The 20,008-nt window shown below is 74.4% G+C and carries 17 protein-coding genes; 13 read left to right on the forward strand and 4 right to left on the reverse strand.

Annotated features, from left to right (window positions below):
* Window positions 1-101 precede the first annotated feature (101 nt).
* From OG802_RS01320 to OG802_RS01345, 6 genes are all read left to right on the forward strand, one after another.
* On the forward strand, window positions 102-1,139 hold the full coding sequence (locus OG802_RS01320; RefSeq protein ID WP_329406307.1) for an AI-2E family transporter: 1,038 nt from the start codon (window positions 102-104) through the stop codon (window positions 1,137-1,139).
* Window positions 1,140-1,275: 136 nt separating this feature from the next.
* Complete coding sequence (locus OG802_RS01325; protein WP_329406309.1) at window positions 1,276-1,554, forward strand: GlsB/YeaQ/YmgE family stress response membrane protein; 279 nt, start codon at window positions 1,276-1,278, stop codon at window positions 1,552-1,554.
* A 177-nt stretch (window positions 1,555-1,731) separates the two neighbouring features.
* On the forward strand, window positions 1,732-2,808 hold the full coding sequence (locus OG802_RS01330) for a DUF3533 domain-containing protein (protein WP_329406311.1): 1,077 nt from the start codon (window positions 1,732-1,734) through the stop codon (window positions 2,806-2,808).
* A 353-nt stretch (window positions 2,809-3,161) separates the two neighbouring features.
* A complete protein-coding gene (locus OG802_RS01335; protein ID WP_329406312.1) occupies window positions 3,162-4,370 on the forward strand; it encodes an RNA ligase in 1,209 nt (402 codons plus the stop codon).
* A 2-nt stretch (window positions 4,371-4,372) separates the two neighbouring features.
* Window positions 4,373-5,287 (forward strand): phosphatase domain-containing protein, encoded by a 915-nt coding sequence (locus OG802_RS01340; RefSeq protein WP_329406313.1) that lies wholly within the window; start codon window positions 4,373-4,375, stop codon window positions 5,285-5,287.
* 158 nt (window positions 5,288-5,445) lie between these two features.
* Window positions 5,446-6,864: a DEAD/DEAH box helicase gene (locus OG802_RS01345; protein ID WP_329406316.1), complete on the forward strand. Its 1,419-nt coding sequence runs from the start codon at window positions 5,446-5,448 to the stop codon at window positions 6,862-6,864.
* A gap of 106 nt (window positions 6,865-6,970) precedes the next feature.
* On the opposite strand, the gene OG802_RS01350 is transcribed toward OG802_RS01345, so the two are convergent.
* The 3 genes from OG802_RS01350 to OG802_RS01360 all read right to left on the reverse strand — a co-directional run bounded on the left by OG802_RS01350 (window position 6,971) and on the right by OG802_RS01360 (window position 9,257).
* Window positions 6,971-7,438, reverse strand: a complete 468-nt coding sequence (locus OG802_RS01350) for a hypothetical protein (protein WP_329406317.1) — start codon at window positions 7,436-7,438, stop codon at window positions 6,971-6,973.
* Between the two features lie 167 nt (window positions 7,439-7,605).
* Window positions 7,606-8,088, reverse strand: a complete 483-nt coding sequence (locus OG802_RS01355) for a hypothetical protein (protein WP_329406319.1) — start codon at window positions 8,086-8,088, stop codon at window positions 7,606-7,608.
* A gap of 113 nt (window positions 8,089-8,201) precedes the next feature.
* Window positions 8,202-9,257, reverse strand: a complete 1,056-nt coding sequence (locus OG802_RS01360) for a hypothetical protein (RefSeq protein WP_329406320.1) — start codon at window positions 9,255-9,257, stop codon at window positions 8,202-8,204.
* 582 nt (window positions 9,258-9,839) lie between these two features.
* On the opposite strand from OG802_RS01360, the gene OG802_RS01365 reads away from it, so the two are divergent.
* The 5 genes from OG802_RS01365 to OG802_RS01385 all read left to right on the forward strand — a co-directional run bounded on the left by OG802_RS01365 (window position 9,840) and on the right by OG802_RS01385 (window position 17,217).
* The gene (locus OG802_RS01365; protein ID WP_329406323.1) at window positions 9,840-12,962 is read left to right on the forward strand and encodes an AfsR/SARP family transcriptional regulator; all 3,123 of its coding nucleotides are present in this window, start codon (window positions 9,840-9,842) and stop codon (window positions 12,960-12,962) included.
* Between the two features lie 469 nt (window positions 12,963-13,431).
* Window positions 13,432-14,103, forward strand: a complete 672-nt coding sequence (locus OG802_RS01370) for a M15 family metallopeptidase (RefSeq protein ID WP_329406324.1) — start codon at window positions 13,432-13,434, stop codon at window positions 14,101-14,103.
* 106 nt (window positions 14,104-14,209) lie between these two features.
* Window positions 14,210-14,692: an RNA polymerase sigma factor gene (locus tag OG802_RS01375; RefSeq protein WP_443055430.1), complete on the forward strand. Its 483-nt coding sequence runs from the start codon at window positions 14,210-14,212 to the stop codon at window positions 14,690-14,692.
* A gap of 208 nt (window positions 14,693-14,900) precedes the next feature.
* Complete coding sequence (locus OG802_RS01380) at window positions 14,901-16,037, forward strand: C40 family peptidase (RefSeq protein WP_329406327.1); 1,137 nt, start codon at window positions 14,901-14,903, stop codon at window positions 16,035-16,037.
* 355 nt (window positions 16,038-16,392) lie between these two features.
* Window positions 16,393-17,217, forward strand: coding sequence for a methyltransferase domain-containing protein (locus OG802_RS01385; protein WP_329406329.1), 825 nt, complete (start codon window positions 16,393-16,395; stop codon window positions 17,215-17,217).
* 419 nt (window positions 17,218-17,636) lie between these two features.
* On the opposite strand, the gene OG802_RS01395 is transcribed toward OG802_RS01385, so the two are convergent.
* Entirely contained in the window at window positions 17,637-17,999 is a 363-nt protein-coding gene (locus tag OG802_RS01395) for a MerR family transcriptional regulator (RefSeq protein WP_329406330.1), read from the reverse strand.
* Window positions 18,000-18,593: 594 nt separating this feature from the next.
* Here OG802_RS01395 and OG802_RS01400 point away from each other — a divergent pair.
* Both OG802_RS01400 and OG802_RS01405 read left to right on the forward strand, forming a co-directional pair.
* A complete protein-coding gene (locus tag OG802_RS01400; protein WP_329406332.1) occupies window positions 18,594-19,430 on the forward strand; it encodes an alpha/beta fold hydrolase in 837 nt (278 codons plus the stop codon).
* A 22-nt stretch (window positions 19,431-19,452) separates the two neighbouring features.
* The gene (locus OG802_RS01405) at window positions 19,453-19,986 is read left to right on the forward strand and encodes a TetR/AcrR family transcriptional regulator (RefSeq protein ID WP_329416885.1); all 534 of its coding nucleotides are present in this window, start codon (window positions 19,453-19,455) and stop codon (window positions 19,984-19,986) included.
* The last annotated feature ends 22 nt before the right edge of the window (window positions 19,987-20,008 follow it).

The following is a 20,008-nucleotide window of genomic DNA, read 5'->3' on the forward strand; positions in this document are numbered from 1 at the left end:
GCCGCGATCGGCGGGCCGGCGGGTGGTACGGGCATGGGGTGTCCACACCCCCGGATCAGCCCGCCTCGCCGCCCGGACGCCGAAGCGGCCGGGATCCGCGTGTGCCGGGGCTGCTGCGGACGGCGGCCGCGTACGCCTGGCGGCTCATCGCCGTCGGCGTCGTCGCCCGCGCCGTGTTCTCCGTGCTCGGGGAGTTCCACCAGATCGCCGTCGCCGTGTTCCTCGGTCTGGTCATCACCGCGGTGCTGCGCCCCGTGGCCGACCTGCTGGCCCGGTTCGTGCCCCGCCCGCTCGCGGTGGCCGCGGCGCTCGTCGGGTGCGTCGTCCTGATCCTCGGCGTGCTGACCCTGGTGGGCGAGTCCGCGGCGGGCCAGCGCAGCGGACTGCAAAAGGAGTTCGTGACGGGCGTCGACCGGATCGAGCGTCAGCTCGAAGCGCCCCCCTTCCGGCTCCCCTCGCACGCCTTCGACGACCTGCGGTCCCGCATCGGCGACCTCCTGTCCAGCCACCGGTCCGCCCTCTTCAGCACGGCGCTCAGCGGTGCGAGCCGGCTGGTGGAGGTGCTGACCGTGCTCGCCCTGGCCGTGTTCTGCTCGGTGTTCTTCACGCACTCCGGGGACCGGCAGTGGCGGTGGCTGTGCGACCAGCTCCCGGCCGGCGGCCGGCGGCACTTCATGGTGGCCGGACAGGCCGCCTGGCGGACCTTCACCGGGTACACGCGCGGCATCCTGCTCGTCGCGGCGACCAACGCCGTCCTCGTGGGCATCGCGCTGTTCGCCCTCGGGGTGCCGCTCGCCGTGCCGTTGGCGCTGCTGGAGTTCCTCGCCGCGTTCGTCCCCCTGATCGGCTCGCCGATCGCCCTGGCCGTCGCGACCGTGGTCGCCCTCGCGTCGAAGGGGCTCTTCATCGCCCTGCTGGTCGTGCTCCTGATCGTGGTCATCGGCCAGATCGAGGGCCATCTGCTGCACCCCCTCGTGATGAGCTGGGCGGTACGGCTGCACCCGGTGGTGGTCGCGCTGGCCGTCGTCGGCGGAGCGGTCGCGGCCGGGGTCATCGGCGCCGTCGTCGCCGTGCCGCTGGTGGCCGTGACCTGGTCCGTCCACCAGGCGTTGCGCGCTCTCACCGACGCCCCCCGGTGACCGCCGTCCACCGCGCGCCGTCCCGAAGAAATTCCGCCCTCCGGTCAAGGACTCAACAAAAGAGACGTTTGTACGGGCGCGGACGGTGCACACGAGAGCTAACACCGTTCTTACAAGACGAAGCGGAGACGCAATCATGGGCATCATCGCGTGGATCCTCATCGGCCTGCTCGCCGGCGCCATCGCCAAGGCCTTGATGCCGGGCAAGGACCCCGGCGGCATCATCGTCACCATGCTCATCGGCATCGCGGGCGGTCTCCTCGGCGGCTGGCTCGGCAAGGTGATCTTCGGCGTCGACTCCATCGACGGCTTCTTCGACATCTCGACCTGGATCGCCGCGATCGTCGGATCGTTCATCCTGCTCGCCATCTACCGCCTCGTCACGGGCAACCGGCACTCGCACCGCCACGCGTGACGCACTGACGTCGCACGCAGTCGGTCATCCGGACGGCTCCCCCCTGCTCGCAGGGCGGGAGCCGCCGCCATGAACGGCCCTGCGCGCCCGGCGGCCGGCGGGCGAAGCGGAGGGCCGGATTCACCTGTCTGTGCGATCATTCGCCCCGTGAACGCACCCTCCAGCCCGTCTCCGGGCGTGTCTTCAGTCGAGAGCAGCGCCAAGTCGCCCGGTTTCGCGGCCGAGTTCAAGGACGCGGTCACGCTGCGGGCCTTCGGGCTCGTGCTAGGGGGCCTGCTCGTGCAGCTCGCCTTCGTCGTGTCCTACGTCGGCGCCTTCCACTCCCCCACACCCCACCGGATACCCGTCGCGGTCGTCGCTCCCCAGCAGGCGTCCGCGAAGATCGTCGCCCAGCTCGACGGCCTCGCCGCCGACCCGGTCGACGCGACGGCGGCGCCGGACGCGGCGACCGCCCGGCAGTGGGTCCTCACGAGGAAGGCGGACGCCGCGTTCCTCTTCGACGCGAGCGGCGCCGAGGACACCCTCCTGGTCGCCTCGGCGGGCGGGCCGTCGGTGTCGCAGACCGCCACCCAGATCGCGCAGAACATCGAAACCGCTCAGAAGCGGCAGATCCACGTCACCGACATCCGGCCCCCGAACCCGGGCGACGGACGCGGCATGACCTCCTTCTACCTCGTGCTGGGCTGGGTGATCGGCGGCTATCTGACCGCGACGATCATGGGCATGGCGGCCGGTTCCCGTCCCGCCAACCGTCAGCGCACCCTGATCCGCCTGGCTGTCCTCGCGCTGTACGCGCTCGTCTCGGGACTCGCCGGAGCGGCCGTCGTGGGACCGGTCTTCGACGCGCTCGACGGCCACTTCTGGGCCCTGAGCGGCATCGGCGCCCTGGTCGTCCTCGCCTCGGCGGCGACCGCGCTCGCCCTCCAGACCCTGCTGGGCCTGCTGGGCACCGGCCTGGTCATCCTGCTGTTCGTGGTGCTCGGCAACCCGAGTTCGGGCGGCGTCTATCCGGCCCCGCTGCTCCCGTCGTTCTGGAGCGCCGTCGGGCAGCTCCTCCCGCCGGGGGCCGGGACGACCCTGGTCCGCAACACGGTCTACTTCTCCGCTCACGCCGTCACGCCCGCGCTCTGGGTGCTCGGCGCCTACGCCGTGGGCGGTGCGCTGCTCGCCTGGGCGGCGTCCTGGCGCAACGAACGCCGTGGCGGGCCCGCCACCCCGACCGGCACCCCGCCGGAGGCCCGGCCGACGGGCTGACGGCGACAAATCCTCCCGGCGCGGCACACCGGTCACGAAGCCGCCGCCCGCCGCATGTGCGGGCGGTGGGCGGCTGCGCTTCCCCGGCGGGGCGCGACGGCTCTCAGCGCGGTACGGCCGACGTAGGGACCGCCCCGTCCGGGCCCGGGCGTCAGCAGCTCGGCGCGCCGGCTGCCGTGCGCCGCCGCCCGCTGAATCCGTCCCGCCCGCCGTGGAGTTGGGCCGGGACGGCGGTGCCGAGGTGTAGGAGCACCGCCGTGACCTGCGCCTCTCTCCCGGCGCCGCACGGTAATTCATTGTCCTCGCCATGTCCTGGCAGGTGAGAATCAGGGACCGGCAAGGGGAGGAACACCATGAGCCAGGACCACCTGACTCTTCACGAGCTGCTGCCGCGGCAGGAGTTGGCGGCGGCGCTCGACGCGGGGCACGTCACGCGCAAGGCGCACCCGGAACTGCCGCTGTCCATCTACACGTACACGCGGACGTGCCAGTACGAGCAGGTGTGGAACCGGGTGACCACCCGTTGCCGCGGTCTGGTGGCCGACGACGCCACGGGGGAGATCGTCGCGCTGCCGCTGCCGAAGTTCTTCAACGTCGGTGAGCACGAGGCCGGCCGGCCCTACGCGCCCGGCCTGCCCGACGAGCCGTTCGAGGTGTACGACAAGGTCGACGGCAGCCTGGCCGTGGTCTTCCACTACGCCGGCCGGTGGCGCGTCGCGTCCAAGGGATCGTTCGTCAGCGCCCAGGCCGCCTGGGCGCAGCGGCTGCTCGACGGCAAGGACACCTCCGCCCTCGTGCCCGGCGTCACCTACCTGGCCGAGATCGTGTACCCGCAGAACCGGATCGTCGTCGACTACGGCGAGCGTCGTGATCTGGTGCTGCTGGCGGCGTTCGCCGCGGACGGCGCGGAAGTCGCCCTGGCCGACGCCGTGCCGCACTGGCGGGGCATCGGGTCGGTCGTCACGGTGTGGCCCGCCATGCCGCTGGCGGAACTGCTGGCGCTGGCCGAGGCCAACCGGCTGCCCGGTGGCCGGGCGGCCACCGGCACCGAGGCCGAGGGCTTCGTGCTGCGGTTCGCCTCGGGGGTGCGCGCCAAGGCGAAGCTGGCGGAGTACGTCCGGCTGCACAAGGTCCTCACCGGTGTGAGCGAGCGGGACGTCTGGCGCGGTCACGGCGTGCAGCGGTTCTCTGAGCTGCCCGCCAAGCAGGTGGCCCAGGCGCTCGGCTGCTCGGCCGACGACATCGAGGCGTCCGGGGGGCGGCCCCTGGACGCGCTGCTGGAGCAGGTGCCCGACGAGTTCGACGCGTGGGTGCGCGCCGTCGTCGCGGGCATCGAGAAGCAGGTGGCGGACCGGGAGCGGGCGATCGACGACGCGTTCCGGTCCCTGGCGCCGTTCGCCGGCGACCGGGGGGCGTTCGCGCGCGCCGTGCGGGCGCTGCCCGATCCGGCGCTGCGCCCCGCCATGTTCCTGCGCCTGGACGGACGCCCGACCGAACTGGTGACCTACCGTTCGGTGCGGCCGGAGGCGTCCGACCCGTTCCAGACCGACGAGGAGAACTGAAAGTGCCCGTAGTACACGTCATGACCGGCCTGCCGGCCTCGGGGAAGACGACCGAGGCGCGCAGGATGCAGGCCGAGGCCGGGGGGCGGATGCGCCGCGTCAACCTCGACGACCTGCGGGCGATGCTGGACGTCCCCACCGCCGAGGGAGGGCGCTCGTACGCGCACGAGCAGACCGTGCTGGCGATCCAGGACGCGGCGGTGCGGGCGGCCGTCGACGGCGGGTTCGACGTCGTGGTCGACAACACGCACATGACGCCGCACATCCCGAAGCGGCTGAAGGCGGCGGTGGCGGGACACGCCGTCTTCGTCGTGCACGACTTCACCGACGTACCCGTGGAGGAGTGCGTCCGGCGGGACGCCGAGCGGGAGCGCCCGGTCGGCGAGGAGATCATCCGCATCCTCGCCGACAAGCACGCCGCGTCCCGGCGGGGCGGCTGGCGGCTCACCGCGGAGTGGTTCAACGACGAGCCCGCCGTCGAGCCGTACACGCCCGACCCGGCGCTCCCGTCGGCCGTCATGTGCGACATCGACGGCACGCTCGCCCTGCGGGGCGCCCGCGGCCCGTTCGACTTCACCCGTTGCGAGGAGGACCTGCTCAACGAGTCCGTGCGCGGGGCGCTGCGCTCCTTCCGCAACGCGGACGGCGACGTCGTCGTGCTGCTCTCCGGTCGCGGTGAGGAGCACCGGGGCCGCACGGAGGCGTGGCTGGCGGCGCACGACGTCCCCTACGACGAGCTGTGGATGCGTGCCGCCGGCGACGGCCGCCGCGACGACGTGGTGAAGGCCGAGCTGTTCGACCGCCATGTGCGCCACCGCTTCGCCGTGCGGGTCTCCCTCGACGACCGCGACCGCGTCGTCGCCGTGTGGCGCCGGATGGGCCTGCCGACCTGGCAGGTCAACTACGGCAACTTCTGACGGGACCGTGCCGGCGCGGCGGGCGCAGGGGCCGCGGCTCGTCGGCCGGCCGCGCGCAGGCCGCTGGTAAACTGGGGGCACGCTTCGACACCGCCGGGGCCCGTACCGAGGGGTACGGGCCCCGGCGTGTTCCGGGCGTCAGACCAGGAAGGCTCCCCATGAACGCGCAGCTGCCGGAACCCGGACTCCCGCAGACCGGCCGGGTCCGGCGGACGACGGCCCGGGACGACGATCCGTCCACGCAGGACGCGGTGTCCCCCGGCCTGCCGCCCGCCGCGTCCTTCGACGCGCTCGGGCTGCCCGCGGCGCTGGTGGAGACGATGACCGGCCTGGGAGTGACGGAGCCCTTCCCCGTCCAGGCGGCGACCCTGCCGAACGCGCTGGCCGGCCGTGACGTCCTGGGGCGGGCGCGGACCGGCTCGGGCAAGACGCTCGCCTTCGGTCTGGCGCTGCTCGCGCGGACGGCCGGCCTGCGCGCGGAGGCCAAGCGTCCCCTCGCGGTGGTCCTGGTGCCGACCCGGGAGCTCGCCCAGCAGGTCGGCGAGGCGCTGGCGCCGTACGCGCAGACGCTGAAGGTGCGGACGGCGACGGTGGTCGGCGGTCTGTCCATCAACCGGCAGCAGGCCGAGCTGCGGGCCGGCGTCGAGGTGCTCATCGCCACCCCGGGGCGGCTGACCGACCTGGTCTCCCGCCGCGACTGCCTGCTGAACCAGGTGCGGATCACGGTCCTGGACGAGGCGGACCAGATGTGCGACCTGGGGTTCCTGCCGCAGGTCTCGGAGCTGCTGGAGCAGATCCCCGCCGACGGGCAGCGGCTGCTGTTCTCGGCGACGCTCGACCGCAACGTCGACCAACTGGTGCACGAGCACCTGCACGACCCGGTGGTCGTGTCGGTCGACCGGATCGCGGGCTCGGTCGCCACGATGGACCACCACGTCCTGAACGTCCACGCCGCCGACAAGTACGCCACCGCCACCGAGATCGCCGCGCGCGACGGCAGGGTGCTGATGTTCCTGGACACCAAGGCCGGCGTGGACCAGTTCACCCGCCAGCTGCGGGCGGCCGGCGTCCGCGCCGCCGCCCTGCACAGCGGGAAGTCGCAGCCGCAGCGCACGCACACCCTCGCCCGGTTCAAGGAGGGCGAGATCACGGTGCTGGTGGCCACGAACGTCGCGGCGCGGGGCATCCACATCGAGGCGCTCGACCTCGTCGTCAACGTCGACCCGCCGGCCGACGCCAAGGACTATCTGCACCGCGGCGGGCGCACGGCGCGCGCCGGGGAGTCCGGGCGGGTGGTCACCCTCGTCACCCCCGGCCAGCGGCGCGACGTGAACCGGATGATGTCCGAGGCCGGGATCCGGCCCACCGTCACGCAGGTGCGCTCAGGCGAGGAGAAGCTGACCGCCATCACCGGGGCGAAGCACCCGCCGTCCGGCGCGAAGGCCGCCGGCGGCAACGCTCCCTTCCGCGGCCTCGGCACCCGTCCGGGCCGCCCCGCCAAGGAGTCCCGCAAGGCCGCCGAGGCCCGCAAGGCGGCGGAGGCCCGGGCCGCGGCGCGGGTGCGCAAGAGCCGCTGAGCACCGGACCGGCGGCCCCGCACGTACCGCCCGTACGCCGCTCCCCCGAGCGGCCGCGGGCGGCGGCCCGCCGGCGCGAGGCCGGCGGGCGCTGCCCGTCCGCGGGTCAGCTGATGAAGGAACCCGGCGCGCAGGCGCTCGCCGTCACCCAGGCGTGCGACTCGATGGTGTTGTTCATGAACGCGCCGTTGGTGTAGCGGTCCCGGCTGAGGTCGTCCACGTACTTCTCGCCCGGCTTGAGGCAGCCGTAGGCCGTGTCGTTGTACTGGGCGAGGTAGTAGAAGGCCACGACGTCCTTGCCGCCGACGAAACCGCTGTTCATGACCGAAGACGCGCGGTTCAGGTCGCTGCCCTGGAAGGGGCCGGCGGCGTCACCCCACTCGGGGTCGTTGCCGGGGGTGACGCCGAGGAGCGCCCCGCCGCAGTCGGTGCCGTCCCAGGCGCGGACGTTGCCGTCGCGGCCGTGGCTGTTCCAGTCGGCGTTGCAGCCGGCGCCCGCGTGGGCGGTCGCCGGGAGGGCGATCCCGAACGCGGCGAGACCGAGCGTGGCGACGGAGATGGTCAGTTTGCGCATGACGGATGTCCTGTTCTGCCTCGGAGAAGGCGTGTGACGGTCACGGTGGTGACCAGGAGTGGGTGATGGCGGTGATGAGGGTGGTACGCCGCGAGGTTCGTCGCGGGGCGTGATCCGTGGCTCGGGGGCCCGGAATCTCGGGGAGGCGGGGCGTCGGCCCGCGCGCCTCAGCTGATGAAGGAGCCCGGCGCGCAGGCGCTCGCCGTCACCCAGGTGTGCGACACGATGCTGTCGTTCATGGTGTGGCCGTTGGTGAACCGGTTGCGGGTGAGGTCGTCCACGTACTTCTCGCCCGGCTTGAGGCAGCCGTAGGCCGTGTCGAGGTAGTTGAGGCGGAAGTAGAAGGCGACGACGTCCTTGCCGCCGACGAAGCCGCTGTTCATGACGGAGGAGGCCGCGTCGCCGTCGCCGCCCTGGAAGGGGCCCTTCGTGTCCCACCAGTCGGGGTCGCTGCCGGGGGTCGTGCCCAGCAGCTCGCCCCGGCAGTCGACGTCCCGCCAGGCCCGTACGTTGCCGTCGCGGCCGTGGCTGTTCCAGTCGGCGTCGCAGGGGGCGCTCGCCCGGGCGGTCGCGGGCAGGGCGACGCCCAGCGCGGTGAGGGCGAGGGTCGTCAGACCGAGCGCGGCGAGGGAGGCGGTCGGGGTGCGCATACGGGATTCCTGTCTGCCCGGTCGGGCGGGTGAGGACGGCGGGACGCCGGCCGGAAGGGGGTCAGGTGGCGTGGACGGCCGGGCCGGGTGCGGGCGGTCGGCCGGGGCCCGGATCAGGTGCGGGCGGGGACGATGCGCTCGGCGCGGGTGAACGCGAGCCGCTTCATCCGCGCGTAGGCGTCGAGGGCCTTTCCGTACCCGCCGGTGAGTGCGGCGACGTAGTGGGCCTCGCGCCGCTGCCCGACCGACCGGAGGGAGGTGGTGCGGGCGCAGGTCGCGTCGGCGACCGCGACGCGGGTCTCGGCCGCGAAGGTGCGCGCCTCCTCGGCCGGGCTCTGCTGTGCGCTGTGCTCCCGGGTCGCCTGGCGCGCCGCGGCCGGATCGGCGTAGGGCCGGCCGGCGTCCCGCATGCAGCGCGCCCACGCACGCACCGCGCGGGTGAACTGACCGTCCTTCAGCAGCCTGCCGACGTACAGGGGACGGAGGTTGCTGACGGTGGTGTCGGCCGCGAACCAGGCCGCCGGATCGCCGTACAGCGCCTTCTCGGCGTCGCCCGCGCAACCGCCGGACTGCTTGGTGACCCTGCCGCCCATGGGCGCCTCGGTGCTCAGGACCCTGGCCTCGCGGCCGCCGTCCATCGCGAGGTCGTAGGCCTTCTGCCGGTCGGCGGAGAGGGTCCTGCGGTAGACGAGGTTGGGGTTGCCGAGGCGGGCCCGGTCCTCCGCGGCCAGGATCCGGCTGCCGTAGCCGTAGGTGCGCGCCCACCGCACGTCGTCCTGGACGTAGCCGAGGGGGCGGCTTTCGGCCAGGCTCGGCCGTCGCTCGTCCCAGAAGCGGAATCCGTGCGCCTTCATGCATTGCGTGATGAGGTGCTGCTCAGCGTCGGAGATCCGCAGGTCCTCGGCCCAGCCGAGTTCCGGCCGCGCCGCGGCGGCCCCGGCGACGGATGCGCGGGCGGTGCGGGCGGACGTGCCGCCGTCCGCCGTGCAGGCCGTCAGGGCGAGGGAGGCGACGGCCGCGACCGCGCACATCGTGGCGGTCACGCGATGGGCGGGCCGCCACGGCGGACGCGCGGGTGCTCCCGGTCGTGCGGCCTGGGGCGGTGCGGTCGCGGTGGCGCCGGCGACGGTGTTCACGGCCGGCCGGCGGGCGACGTCGGTGCGCTTCATCGGCTCCCTCCCGGAGACGGATCGAACGGATCGAACGGATTCAACGGATCGAATGGAGACAGGGCGAGCAGGGACAGGGCGGACGGCGACGACTGGACGGCGATCGGCCGGACGGCGATCGGCCGGAGGCGGAACGTGCGCTCCGCGCTCGCGGAACGGGCGAAGACGGACCGGTCGAACACGCACCGGCCGCGCGCAACGAGAGAAGCGGAAGCCGGTGGAGCGTGGGCCGGTCGAGCGGAGAGGGTGCTTTCGAGCCGTTGACGCCTTGGACGGTGCGTTCGTATGACGCCGGAACCGAACCGTTTTCCGGGCCGTCGGACTCATACGAACGTCTCGCGCGGGCCGTCTCTCGGACGAGCCCCCCGACTCGGACCACCCTGATCCGGCCAAGTGCCGCCCGCGCGAGAACGCCTGGGCCACCGTGTTCGCCCCGACGCCCGGCCCGCGCGCGGGCGTGTCCGCCTCGTCGCACCGGCCGGATCCGGCCAGGCGGCCCCGTGGCCGGCGTCCTGCCCCCGACGCCCGCCGATATCGTTGGCGCGCTCCGCGGTGCGGGAACGGTACAGCGATCGGGGACTCATGCTCGAGGTTCGTCTACTCGGTCCGGTCGAGGTGTGGGCGGGGGACCGGCGGGCGCCGCTCGGCGGGATCCGGCCGCTGGCCGTGCTGTCCGCGCTCGTCGTCCACCTCGGTCAGGTGCTCTCCACCGAACGGCTCGTGGACTTCGTCTGGGACGAGCAGGCTCCCGCGACCGCCGCCGCCCTGGTCGCCACCCACGTCTCCGCAGTCCGCCGTGCGCTGGCCCGCATCGGCGCGGCCGACACGATCCGGACCAGGCCGCCCGGCTATCTCGCCGAACTCGACCCGTCCCAGGTCGACGCCCGCCGGTTCGAACGGCTCCTCACCGCGGGCCGGGCGTCGGCCGCGGGCGGCCGCCCGGAGGAGGCCGCCGAGCTGCTGGCCTCCGCGCTGGGCCTGTGGCGGGGGCAGGAGGCCCTCGAAGGCCTCGGCCAGTCGTTCGCGAGGATCGAGGCGGCACGGCTGGCGGAACTGCGCCTGGTCGCGCAGGAGGAGTCGTTCGGCCTTCAGTTGAAGCTCGGACGGGCGGACCGGACGATCGCACCGCTTCTGGCACACGTCGCCGCCCACCCCCTGCGGGAGGGGCCGCGGGGCCAGTTGATGACGGCGCTGTTCCGCACGGGCCGCGTCTCCGACGCGCTGCGCACGTACCAGGAGGGCCGCGAGGCCCTGCGCGACGAACTGGGCATCGACGCCGGGCCGGAGCTGCGGGCCCTGCACCAGGCGGTGCTGACCAACGACACCGCCCTGCTGGGCGCGGACGCCGGCCCGTCCTCCGTCCCGCGGCCCGCCGCCGGGATCCCGCGAGCGCGGGAGGCCGGCGACGAGGCCCCGGCGTCCGGGCGGACCGTGCGCCCGGCCCCTCCCGCGCCCGCTCCCTCCCATCTCCCGCCCGACATCGCGGACTTCGTCGGCCGTACGGGGCAGATCCGGTGGGCCGGGGCGCTGTTGCGCGGTGTCGACGACGCCGAGCGCACCGCGCCGCCGATCGGCGTGATCTCCGGACGCTCCGGCACCGGCAAGACCGCGCTGGCCGTGCACGTGGGCCACCGCACCGCCGAACTCTTCCCCGACGGGCGGCTGTTCATAGACCTCCGGGCCGCCGACGCCGCTCCGCTCCAGCCGGCCGACGCCCTCGCCCGGCTGCTGCGGGCCATGGGCGCCGACCCCAAGACGCTGCCCGGCTCCATCGAGGAGCTGACGGGCCTGTACCGCACGCATGTCGGGCACCGGCGCATCCTGCTCATCCTCGACAACGCTGCCGGCGAGGCGCACGTGCGGCCGCTGCTGCCGCCGGGCCCCGGCTCGGCGGTGCTCGTGACCAGCCGCCGCCGCCTGGTGGCCCTGGAGGGCGCGGCCCATCTGGACCTGACCGTGCCGGACGACGAGGAGGCGCTGGAACTTTTGCGGCGGGTCGCGGGCCGGGAGCGGACCGGCGCGCAACCGGAGCGGGCTGCCGAGATCGTCGCGCTGTGCGGCCGGCTGCCGCTGGCCGTGCGCATCGCCGGCGCCCGGCTGGCCGCCCGCCCGCACTGGGCGCCGGGGCAGCTGGCCGGGCGGCTGCGCGACGAACGGCGCCGGCTCAACGAACTGCGCGCCGGAGACCTGGAGTTGCGCACCAGCCTGGAGCTGGGCTACGCCGACCTCGACCCGCAGGAGCGCCGGGCCCTGCGCCGTCTCGCCCTGCTCGACCTGCCCGACTTCGCGGGCTGGATCGCCGCTCCCCTGCTGGACATCGGCACCGAGGACGCCGAGGAGGCGGTGGAACGGCTCGTGGACTGCCACTTCATCGACGTCATCGGCGTGGACGACACGGGCCGCAACCGCTACCGCATCCACGACCTGGCCCGCGAACACGCCCGCGAGCGCTGCCTGTCCGAGGAGAGCGCGGAGCAGCGCGAGGCGGCGGTGCTGCGGCTCGTGGGCTGCTGGCTGGGGCTCGCCAGGAAGGCGGCGGCGCGCGGACCGGGCGGCGCCGTCAGGTACTTCCCGCGGCCCGCGGCCGTGCACCCCCTGGACCCGGACACCGAGGAGTCGCTGCTGGAGCGGCCCGCGGCCTGGTTCGCCGCCGAGCAGGCCTCGCTGCTGGCGGCGGTGGAGTACTGCGCCGGCCACCGGCTGGACCGGCCCGCCCGGGACCTGGCCGGGGCGCTGATCGCCAGTTCGGCCGCGCTCTACAACCAGTTCGACGCCTGGTCGCGCTCGCACGCCGCGGCCATCGCGGCGGTGCGCCGCAGCGAGGACGGCGAGGGCGAGGCCTGGCTCCTCAACGGCCTCGGACAACTCTGCTACGAACAGGACGAGTTCGAGGACTCGTACGCCCGGTTCAGCGAAGCCCTGCGGCTGTTCGAGGAGCGCGGCGGACCGTCGCAGGGCGCCGCGGTGGCGCTGGCGGGGATGGGCACGGCCCGGCGCGAGCAGGCCCGGTACACCGAGGCGCTCGAACTGCTCGACGCGGCCCTCGACCGGTACGGCCCGGACGCCGAGCGCGGCGCACGGGCCCGGGTGCTGTACGGCATCGGGTACGTGCACCGGGAGCAGGGCCACGGCCCCCGGGCCTGGGAGTCGCTGACCCGGGCGCTGGAGCTGTACCGCGCGCAGGCGGACCGGCACGGCGAGGCGCTCACCCTGCGCTCGCTCGCCCTGTGCCTCCGGGCGGAGGGCGAGCTGGAGCGGGCCGAACGGCTGCTGCACGACGCGCTGGCGATCTTCACCGAGCTGCGCGACACGTTCGGCGTGATGTACGCGGAACAGTCGCTGGCCAAGGTGGAACTGCGACAGGGCCGGCTGGCGGAGGCGGCGGAGCGGCTGGGGCGGTGCCTGGAGGTGGCGCGCGAGCGGCAGGACCGGTTCGGCGAGGCGCTGGTGCTGCGCACCTTGGGGGAACGGCACCTGGCGGCGGGTGAACCCGAGCGCGCCCGGGAGCCGTTGGAGCGCGCGCTCGCGGGCTGGGAGGCACTGCGGCTGCCGCTGTGGCGGGCGCGCACGGCCTGGGACCTGGCGCGGGTGTGGACGGCGGACGGCGACGAGGACCGCGCGCGAGCCGCACGGGCCGAGGCGCTCACGGTCTTCCGCGAACTGGACTGCCGCGAAGCGCACGAACGGACCCCCGCCCCGGACTGAGGCGCGGCGCGACGCGCGAGCGATCCGGCGACGGGCACCGGGGGAAACGGCGTGAGCGGGTCGGTGGCGAGGCGCGTGAACGGTCCGGTGGAGACGACCAGGACGAACGGCGCGAGCCCGCCGAGACGCGACGCGTGAACGGTCCGGTGACGCAGACCCGGGCGAACGGCGTGGGAGCCGGCCGAGGCGCGGCGCGCGAGCGATCCGGCGACGAGGCCCGGAGGAACGGCGTGAGCGGGTCGGTGGCGCGGCGCGCGAGCGGCCCGGTGACGGGGGCCGAGGCGCGGGCATGCGCCGGTCGAGGCGCCGGCGGGAATCGGTCGGCGGTGCGGGCCGGGGCGGGGCCGCCAGCTGGGTCGGGGGCACGGCACCGGTCCGGGCGTCGGCCCGGCCGCGCTGCAAAAGGCCTGGTCGGCTGCTTGCAGGCAACCTGCAGAGCATTTGCAGCGGCCCGCGGGACTCTTCTCCCGTGACAGACATCATCACGCTCTCGGACCCGCGGGTCGCCGGGGTCGCACAGGACGAGTGCGGTGAGCCGCTCGTCGACCTGCGCGGCAGCGCCGGCGCCGGCCTGCGGCTCGACCGACGCCAGGCCGACGACCAGGGCAGTTACGCCCATCTGCGGTCGGGCGTGCTGCGGCGGCTCGTGCGGGCCCAGCGGCTGCTGCCGGCCGGGGTGCGGTTCCTGGTGGTCGAGGGATACCGGCCGCCGGAGCTCCAGCGGCGCTACTTCGAGCAGTACGCGGCGACGATGCGACGGACGCATCCCGGCGCGTCGCCCGAGCGGATACGGGAGCTGGCGAGCGCCTACATCTCCCCTCCGGAGGTCGCACCGCACGTCAGCGGCGGAGCGGTCGACCTGACGCTGTGCGACCGGGACGGCCGTGAACTGCCGCTGGGCACGGAGGTCAACGCGACCCCGGAGGAGAGCGCGGGAGCCTGTCGCACCGCAGCGCCCGGCATCACCGCCGAGGCGCGTGCCAACCGGTCGTTGATGGCCCGGGCGCTGACGTCGTCCGGGTTCGTCAACTACCCCACCGAATGGTGGCACTGGTCCTACGGCGACCGGTACTGGGCGCTGCTCGTCGACGCCCCGGCCGCCCGCTACGGACCGGCCGCCCCGCCCCGCCCGACGGCCTGACCACCGCGGGCACGGCGCAGCACCGACCACATCTGAACGACGGGGAGAAGAAGTGGAGATCAGCAACGCGTCCTGTCCGCCGCCACCGCGCGCGGACGACGACGGGATGAGCCCGGGCGAGTTCGACGCCTCCTTCACGGCCGACATGCCGAGGCTGCGCAGGCGGCTCCTGGCGCTGACGGGCAATCCGCACGACGCCGACGACCTGCTCCAGGAGACGTATCTGCGGCTCTCCCGGCGGGCCCGCGCCCAGAGCCTGACCCAGCAGCAGCATCCGTACGCCTACACCTGCGCCGTCGCGGCCAACCTGCTGCGCGACTCGTGGACCCGGCCCTCCCGGCGTGAACACACCACCGACCGGCTGCCCGAGTCCGGCTGGGACGGCGGGCTCGGCGTCTACGAGGCCTCCGTGACGGCGCTCTCGCTGTTGAGCGTGCTGTCCGAGAAGGAGGCCGCCGCGGTGATCCTGGTGGATCTGGAGGGCCTCAGCCACGACACCGCCGCGCAGCGGCTCGGCGCGCACCGCGGCACGGTGCAGCGCAACCGCATGCGCGGCCTCGCCAAGATGCGCGCGGCGCTCGTCCGCTGACCGCGCCCCCACCGCACCCATCCGCTCACGCCGTACATCCACCGGCGTCGTTGTCCACCAACGTCCTTGTCCACCGGCGTCGTTGTCCACGGGCATCGATCGTCCTCGGGCCGTGTGCCGCATCCCACGGGGGTGGGTGCGGCACGCCCGTTCCTCTTTGCCGTCACCGCCCTCACCGGTGACGTCACGTCGACGAAGGAAGAGTCCCTTGAAGATCACCAGCACGCGCCGCCGGGCCGGCGGCGCGATCCTGGGCGCCTCGGTCCTGGCCCTCTCCGCGTTCCTCTCCGCCCCGGCGCACGCCGCGCCCGCCGCCTCCTGCGCCGTCCTCGCGCCGGGGGCGACGGCCACCGCGCAGGCCGCCGTGACCGCGGCCTGCTCCCAGATCGGCGTCTGGTACAGCTGGGGCGGCGGCCACGGCGCCACTCCGGGCGCCACCTACGGCTACTACGACGGCTCCGACCCCGACAGCGCGCACGACAACGAGCGCAAGGGCTTCGACTGCTCCGGTCTGATGCGATACGCCTACTACCGGGCGACCGGCAAGGACCTGCTCAACGGCACGTCGAACGACCAGTTCCACAGCTCGCAGGCCTCGGCCCGGTTCTCCGCCGCCCAGGGGACCGCGCCGCTGCTGCCGGGCGACCTGATGTTCTGGGGCGCCGGGCACATCCACCACGTCGCCATGTACCTGGGCGGCGGGCAGATGGTCGAGGCGTACGAGTCGGGCACGCACATCCGCGTCGCGCCGGTCCGCACGGGCGACGACTACGCCGGCGCCGTCCGGATCAACGGCTCGGGCACGCCGACCCCGCCGCCCGCGGACGGCGGCACGACCTTCGAGACATGGGGCACGGGGGTGCGCACCCACTCCACGCCGAGTGTGCGCTCCTCGGTGGTGGACACCTTCGCCGGTCCGACCCAGGTGTCGGTGCAGTGCCAGGAGCACGCGGAGACGGTGTCCGCCGAGGGCTACACCAACGACATCTGGTCGAAGCTGGCCGACGGCTCGTGGCTGACGAACATCTACATCAAGGGCCCGGCCGAGCTGCCCGGCGTCCCGGACTGCGGCGGCAGCAGCACCCCGCCGCCGTCCGGTGGCAGCAAGGCGCACCAGACCTGGGGCACCGGGGTGCGCACCCACGGCGAGCCGAACGTCAACGCCGCGGTCGTCGACTACTTCGCGCAGCCGACGACGGTCAACGTGGTGTGCCAGCGGCACGCCCAGGAGGTGACGGCTGAGGGCTACACCAACGACGCCTGGTCGAAGCTGACCGACGGTTCCTGGCTGACGAACATCTACATCAAGGGCCCGGCCTGGCTCTCCGACGTCCCCACCTGCTGACGTCGCGCGCCCCGCGGCGGACGCCCGGCGCCGCGCCGCGGGCCGGAAGGCCGCAGGGCCGATCGGCCCAGGCGCGGCGCGCCTCGGACGTCCGGGCGACCGCTCGTGAAGGATCGCCGGGGCGGCGGCCCGGGAGGGGCCCCGCCCCGGTACCGCCCGACCGCGTGAAGAGGTCCGCCATGCGAGTGTCCGCCGCCCCGCCTTCCGCCGCCCCGCCCGTCGACGCACCGCCCGTCGACACTCCGCCTCCCGACGACTCCTTCGCCGGTCGCCTGCCCGGCGACCCGCCGTCGGCGTCCCCGGGGGGACGGTCCGGCGGGCGCGCCGGGGACGGCCGCGGCCCGCGGGCCGCGTCGTGAGCGCCGGCCGGCGCGGGGACCCGCCGGGCGGCGGCCGGTACGGCGAGGCCGTCTTCCGTCCGGAGCAGGCGGGCGAGGGCGAGCGCATCGACTTCGGCGCGCTCGCCTACGACGACATCACCATGGGGCGGCTGCGGGCGCTCGGGGCCGGCCCGGGCTGGCGCTGCCTGGACGTGGGCGCGGGCACCGGCACGGTCTCCCGTCGGCTGCTGGAGGAGGCGGGGGTGGCGAGCGTGCTCGCCGTCGACCGCGACACGCGCTTCCTCGACGCCCGGCCGACGCCCGGTCTCGACGTGCTGGAAGCCGACATCACCGAACCGGAGTCCGTGCCGGGCCGGTTCTCCCTCGTCCACGCCCGCTTCGTGCTGATGCACCTGCCCGCACGCGACCGTCTGCTCGGCACGCTGGCCGAACTCGTGGCGCCCGGAGGCCTGTTGGTGCTCAGCGACGCCGTCGACCTGACGAGCGACCTGACGCCGGGCACGCCGTACAGCACGGCCATGCGGGCGATGTGGCAGGGGCTGCGGGCCACCATCGGCACCGACGTCTCCCGGGTGCCGTCGTACCCGCGGCTGCTGCGGGGAGCGGGGCTGGTCTCCGTCGCCGCCGAGATCCACGTGCCGCCGCTGACGCCGGGCAGTCCCCTCAGCCGCTTCTGGGCGGACACCTGGGAGCGCGGCAGGACGGCGATGACCTCCACGGGGGTGGTCGACGACGCCGGCGTCGACGCGGCGATCCGGTACCTGGACTCCGCGGACTGCGCGGCGCTGTCGGCCGGCATGCTCACCGCCTGGGGCCGCAGGCCGGACGAGAGCCCGTGAGAGCCGTGCGGGCTCCCGTGAGGGCGGCGAGCCCGTGACCGCGGGGTGAGCCCGCGGGCCGGGCGCGCCGCGCCCCGTCACCTGTGCGTGGGGCGTCGGGCGTCTGGCGTCGGCTGATAGGCAGGTGCGCTTCGCCCAGGAGCCGCTGGGGACGGGCCCGGTCACCAGCGCGGTGCTGGACGACACCTGCGGCACCCTGATCCAGCTGGTGCACAGCAAGGAGCCGCCGCCGACGGCGGGAGCCGCACGGGGTGCACGGAGCGCAGGTCGCGGAGGGTTCGGCCGGTCGGCGAATCCCTCATCCGTGGGCCCCGTGCAATGTCGGGCCGGGATGCTCCCTACGCCCCCGCATCGGCCCCGGCGGCGGGTGCCCGTGCGGGAGCCCGCGGCCGGAGGCGGGAGCCGCGCCCGCCGGCCGATCAGGGAGAGGAGGTGGACACGGTCGAGCCCGTCGGGCTCGGGTCGCCGTCCTGGGCGCGCAGTTCGTCGTTGATGCGCTGGGCCTCTTCGAGCTGGTCCTCGAGGATGACGATGCGGCAGGCGGCCTCGATCGGGGTGCCCTGGTCGACGAGTTCGCGGGCGCGGCCCGCCACCCGCAACTGGTAGCGGGAGTAGCGGCGGTGGCCGCCTTCGGAGCGCAGGGGGGTGATCAGCCGGTGTTCGCCGAGGGCGCGGAGGAAGGCGGGGGTGGTGCCGAGCATCTCGGCGGCCCGGCCCATGGTGTAGGCGGGATAGTCGTCGTCATCGAGAGGGGCGACGGAGGGGGTACTGCGAGGGGGCATAGACCTCTTCTTCCACAAGACGCGTCGGGGGGCCCGGGCGCCATGCCGGCACCCGGGCCCCGAGCCTTCAACACCATCTGCCGGCTGACTGCGCCGGAATTCTGTTCCGCAGGGTGCACCCGGAGAGGTGCGGCTGCGGGGATCGCGGATGCGTGACCGGGGACCACCTTCCAATCGGGGCCTGCGGTACCCGGGCGGACTGCTTCCTCGCCCGGGCGATCCTGATGGCGTGCGCTCCTTACCTTCGGTTACTCGGTTGCACTGCTGGATACCGCGGGTACTGCTCACGGCCCGCGAGGGACCGCGTTCTGCTGGAACTTCCCGCGCGGCGGCCTCGTGCCCGTCGCGCCGTCTTTCTTCGACTTTTCTGGTACGTCAGAAACTCTAGCCCTGCAGCGAGCCCATGTCTACTCCGGCCACTACAGATTTTCTCCGGGAGGACCGACCGCCCGAGGCTCGGGCGCCACCCTACCGAGGTCCGCCCGCCGCCCCGCGGGGACCCGGCCGACACCCGGCGGGAACCCCGCCGTTGACCCAAGCGGCTAATGCAATTAGCTTTTGGCTAACAACATTAGCCGAACAACTGGGGAAGCCATGACCGAGTACCTGGCCGTCGACGGCGGCACCATCGCGTACGAGGTGGCGGGGTCCGGACCGCTCGTCGTGCTCGCCCACGGCATGGGCGACAGCCGCGCCGCCTACCGTGCCGTCGTCCCCGCGCTCGTCGCGGCGGGCTACCGGGTCGCCGCCGTCGACCTGCGCGGCTGCGGCGAGTCGAGCGTCGACTGGCCGGACTGGAGCCGCACCGCCATCGCGGGCGATCTGCTCGCCGTCGTCCGCCGGCTGGGCGGCCCGGCCGTCCTCGTCGGCCACTCGGTGTCCGGCGGCGCCGCCACCATCGCCGCGGCGATGGAGCCCTCCCTGATCACCGGAGTCGTCGAGCTGGCGCCCTTCACCCGCAAGCAGTCGCCGCGCCTGGACGATCTGCGGGTCAGGCGCTTCCGGCAGGGCATGCTGCGGCTGGTCGGCGCGGGCCTCCTCGGCAGCGTGCCGCTGTGGCGCTCGTACCTCGGCCTGGCCTACCCCGGCGTCCGGCCGGCCGACTGGACCGAGCGGCTCGGCCTCATCGAGTCCCGGCTGCGCGAGCCGGGCCGGATGAAGGCCATGCAGGCCATGGGCCGCAGCGCTCCCACCGACGCCGGCGCCCGGCTCGGCGACGTCCGCTCCCCGGTACTGGTCGTGATGGGCACGCTCGACCCGGACTGGGCCGACCCGCACGCCGAGGGCGCGGCGGTCGTCGACGCGCTGCCGTCGGGCCTCGGCCGCCTCAAGATGATCGAGGGCGCGGGGCACTACCCGCACGACCAGTTCCCCGACCGGGTGGCCTCCCTGGTGCTCGCCTTCCTGCGGTCGGAGGCCGCCCGTGCCTAGGGCGGGCCTGGACCCGGCCGCCGTGGTCGCGGCCGGCGCGGACCTGGCCGACGAGACGGGCTTCGACCGGCTGACGATGGGCCTGCTGGCCGAACGGCTCGGCGTGCGCACCCCCTCCCTGTACAAGCACGTCGGCGGTCAGGAGGACCTCAACCGCCGCATCGCGGCCCTGGCGCTGGGTCAGGCCGCGGACGCCGTCGGCGTCGCGGTCCAGGGACGCGCGGGCCGTGACGCGCTCGCGGCCGCGGCCCGCGCCTTCCGCGCCTTCGTCGTGGAGCACCCCGGCCGGTACGCCGCCACCATCGGCATGGAACCGTCCGGGCCGGACGACCCGCTGGCCGCCGGGGGCGCGCGGCTGCTGGACGCGTTCACGGCCGTCCTGCGCGGCTACGAGGTCGCGGAATCCGACGTGGACCACGCCCTGCGCATGCTGCGCAGCCTCTTCCACGGCTTCGCCACCTTGCAGGCGGCGGGCGGCTTCCAGTGGAAGGCCGACGTGGACGAGAGCTTCGAATGGCTCATCGCCTTCGCCGACCGGGGTCTGCGCGCCGGCTGAGCCCCGCCCCGTCGCCGCGTCG

Source organism: Streptomyces sp. NBC_00704 (genome assembly GCF_036226605.1).
Classification (GTDB): Bacteria; Actinomycetota; Actinomycetes; order Streptomycetales; family Streptomycetaceae; genus Streptomyces.

Excerpts from the sequence above, each read along its gene's own strand:
- OG802_RS01325 (WP_329406309.1), top strand. The coding sequence starts at position 1,276 with ATGGGCATCATCGCGTGGATCCTCATCGGCCTGCTCGCCGGCGCCATC.
- OG802_RS01360 (WP_329406320.1), bottom strand. The coding sequence starts at position 9,257 with ATGAAGCGCACCGACGTCGCCCGCCGGCCGGCCGTGAACACCGTCGCC.
- OG802_RS01365 (WP_329406323.1), top strand. The coding sequence starts at position 9,840 with ATGCTCGAGGTTCGTCTACTCGGTCCGGTCGAGGTGTGGGCGGGGGAC.
- OG802_RS01400 (WP_329406332.1), top strand. The coding sequence starts at position 18,594 with ATGACCGAGTACCTGGCCGTCGACGGCGGCACCATCGCGTACGAGGTG.
- OG802_RS01345 (WP_329406316.1), top strand. The coding sequence starts at position 5,446 with ATGAACGCGCAGCTGCCGGAACCCGGACTCCCGCAGACCGGCCGGGTC.
- OG802_RS01395 (WP_329406330.1), bottom strand. The coding sequence starts at position 17,999 with ATGCCCCCTCGCAGTACCCCCTCCGTCGCCCCTCTCGATGACGACGAC.
- OG802_RS01355 (WP_329406319.1), bottom strand. The coding sequence starts at position 8,088 with ATGCGCACCCCGACCGCCTCCCTCGCCGCGCTCGGTCTGACGACCCTC.
- OG802_RS01335 (WP_329406312.1), top strand. The coding sequence starts at position 3,162 with ATGAGCCAGGACCACCTGACTCTTCACGAGCTGCTGCCGCGGCAGGAG.
- OG802_RS01375 (WP_443055430.1), top strand. The coding sequence starts at position 14,210 with ATGAGCCCGGGCGAGTTCGACGCCTCCTTCACGGCCGACATGCCGAGG.
- OG802_RS01350 (WP_329406317.1), bottom strand. The coding sequence starts at position 7,438 with ATGCGCAAACTGACCATCTCCGTCGCCACGCTCGGTCTCGCCGCGTTC.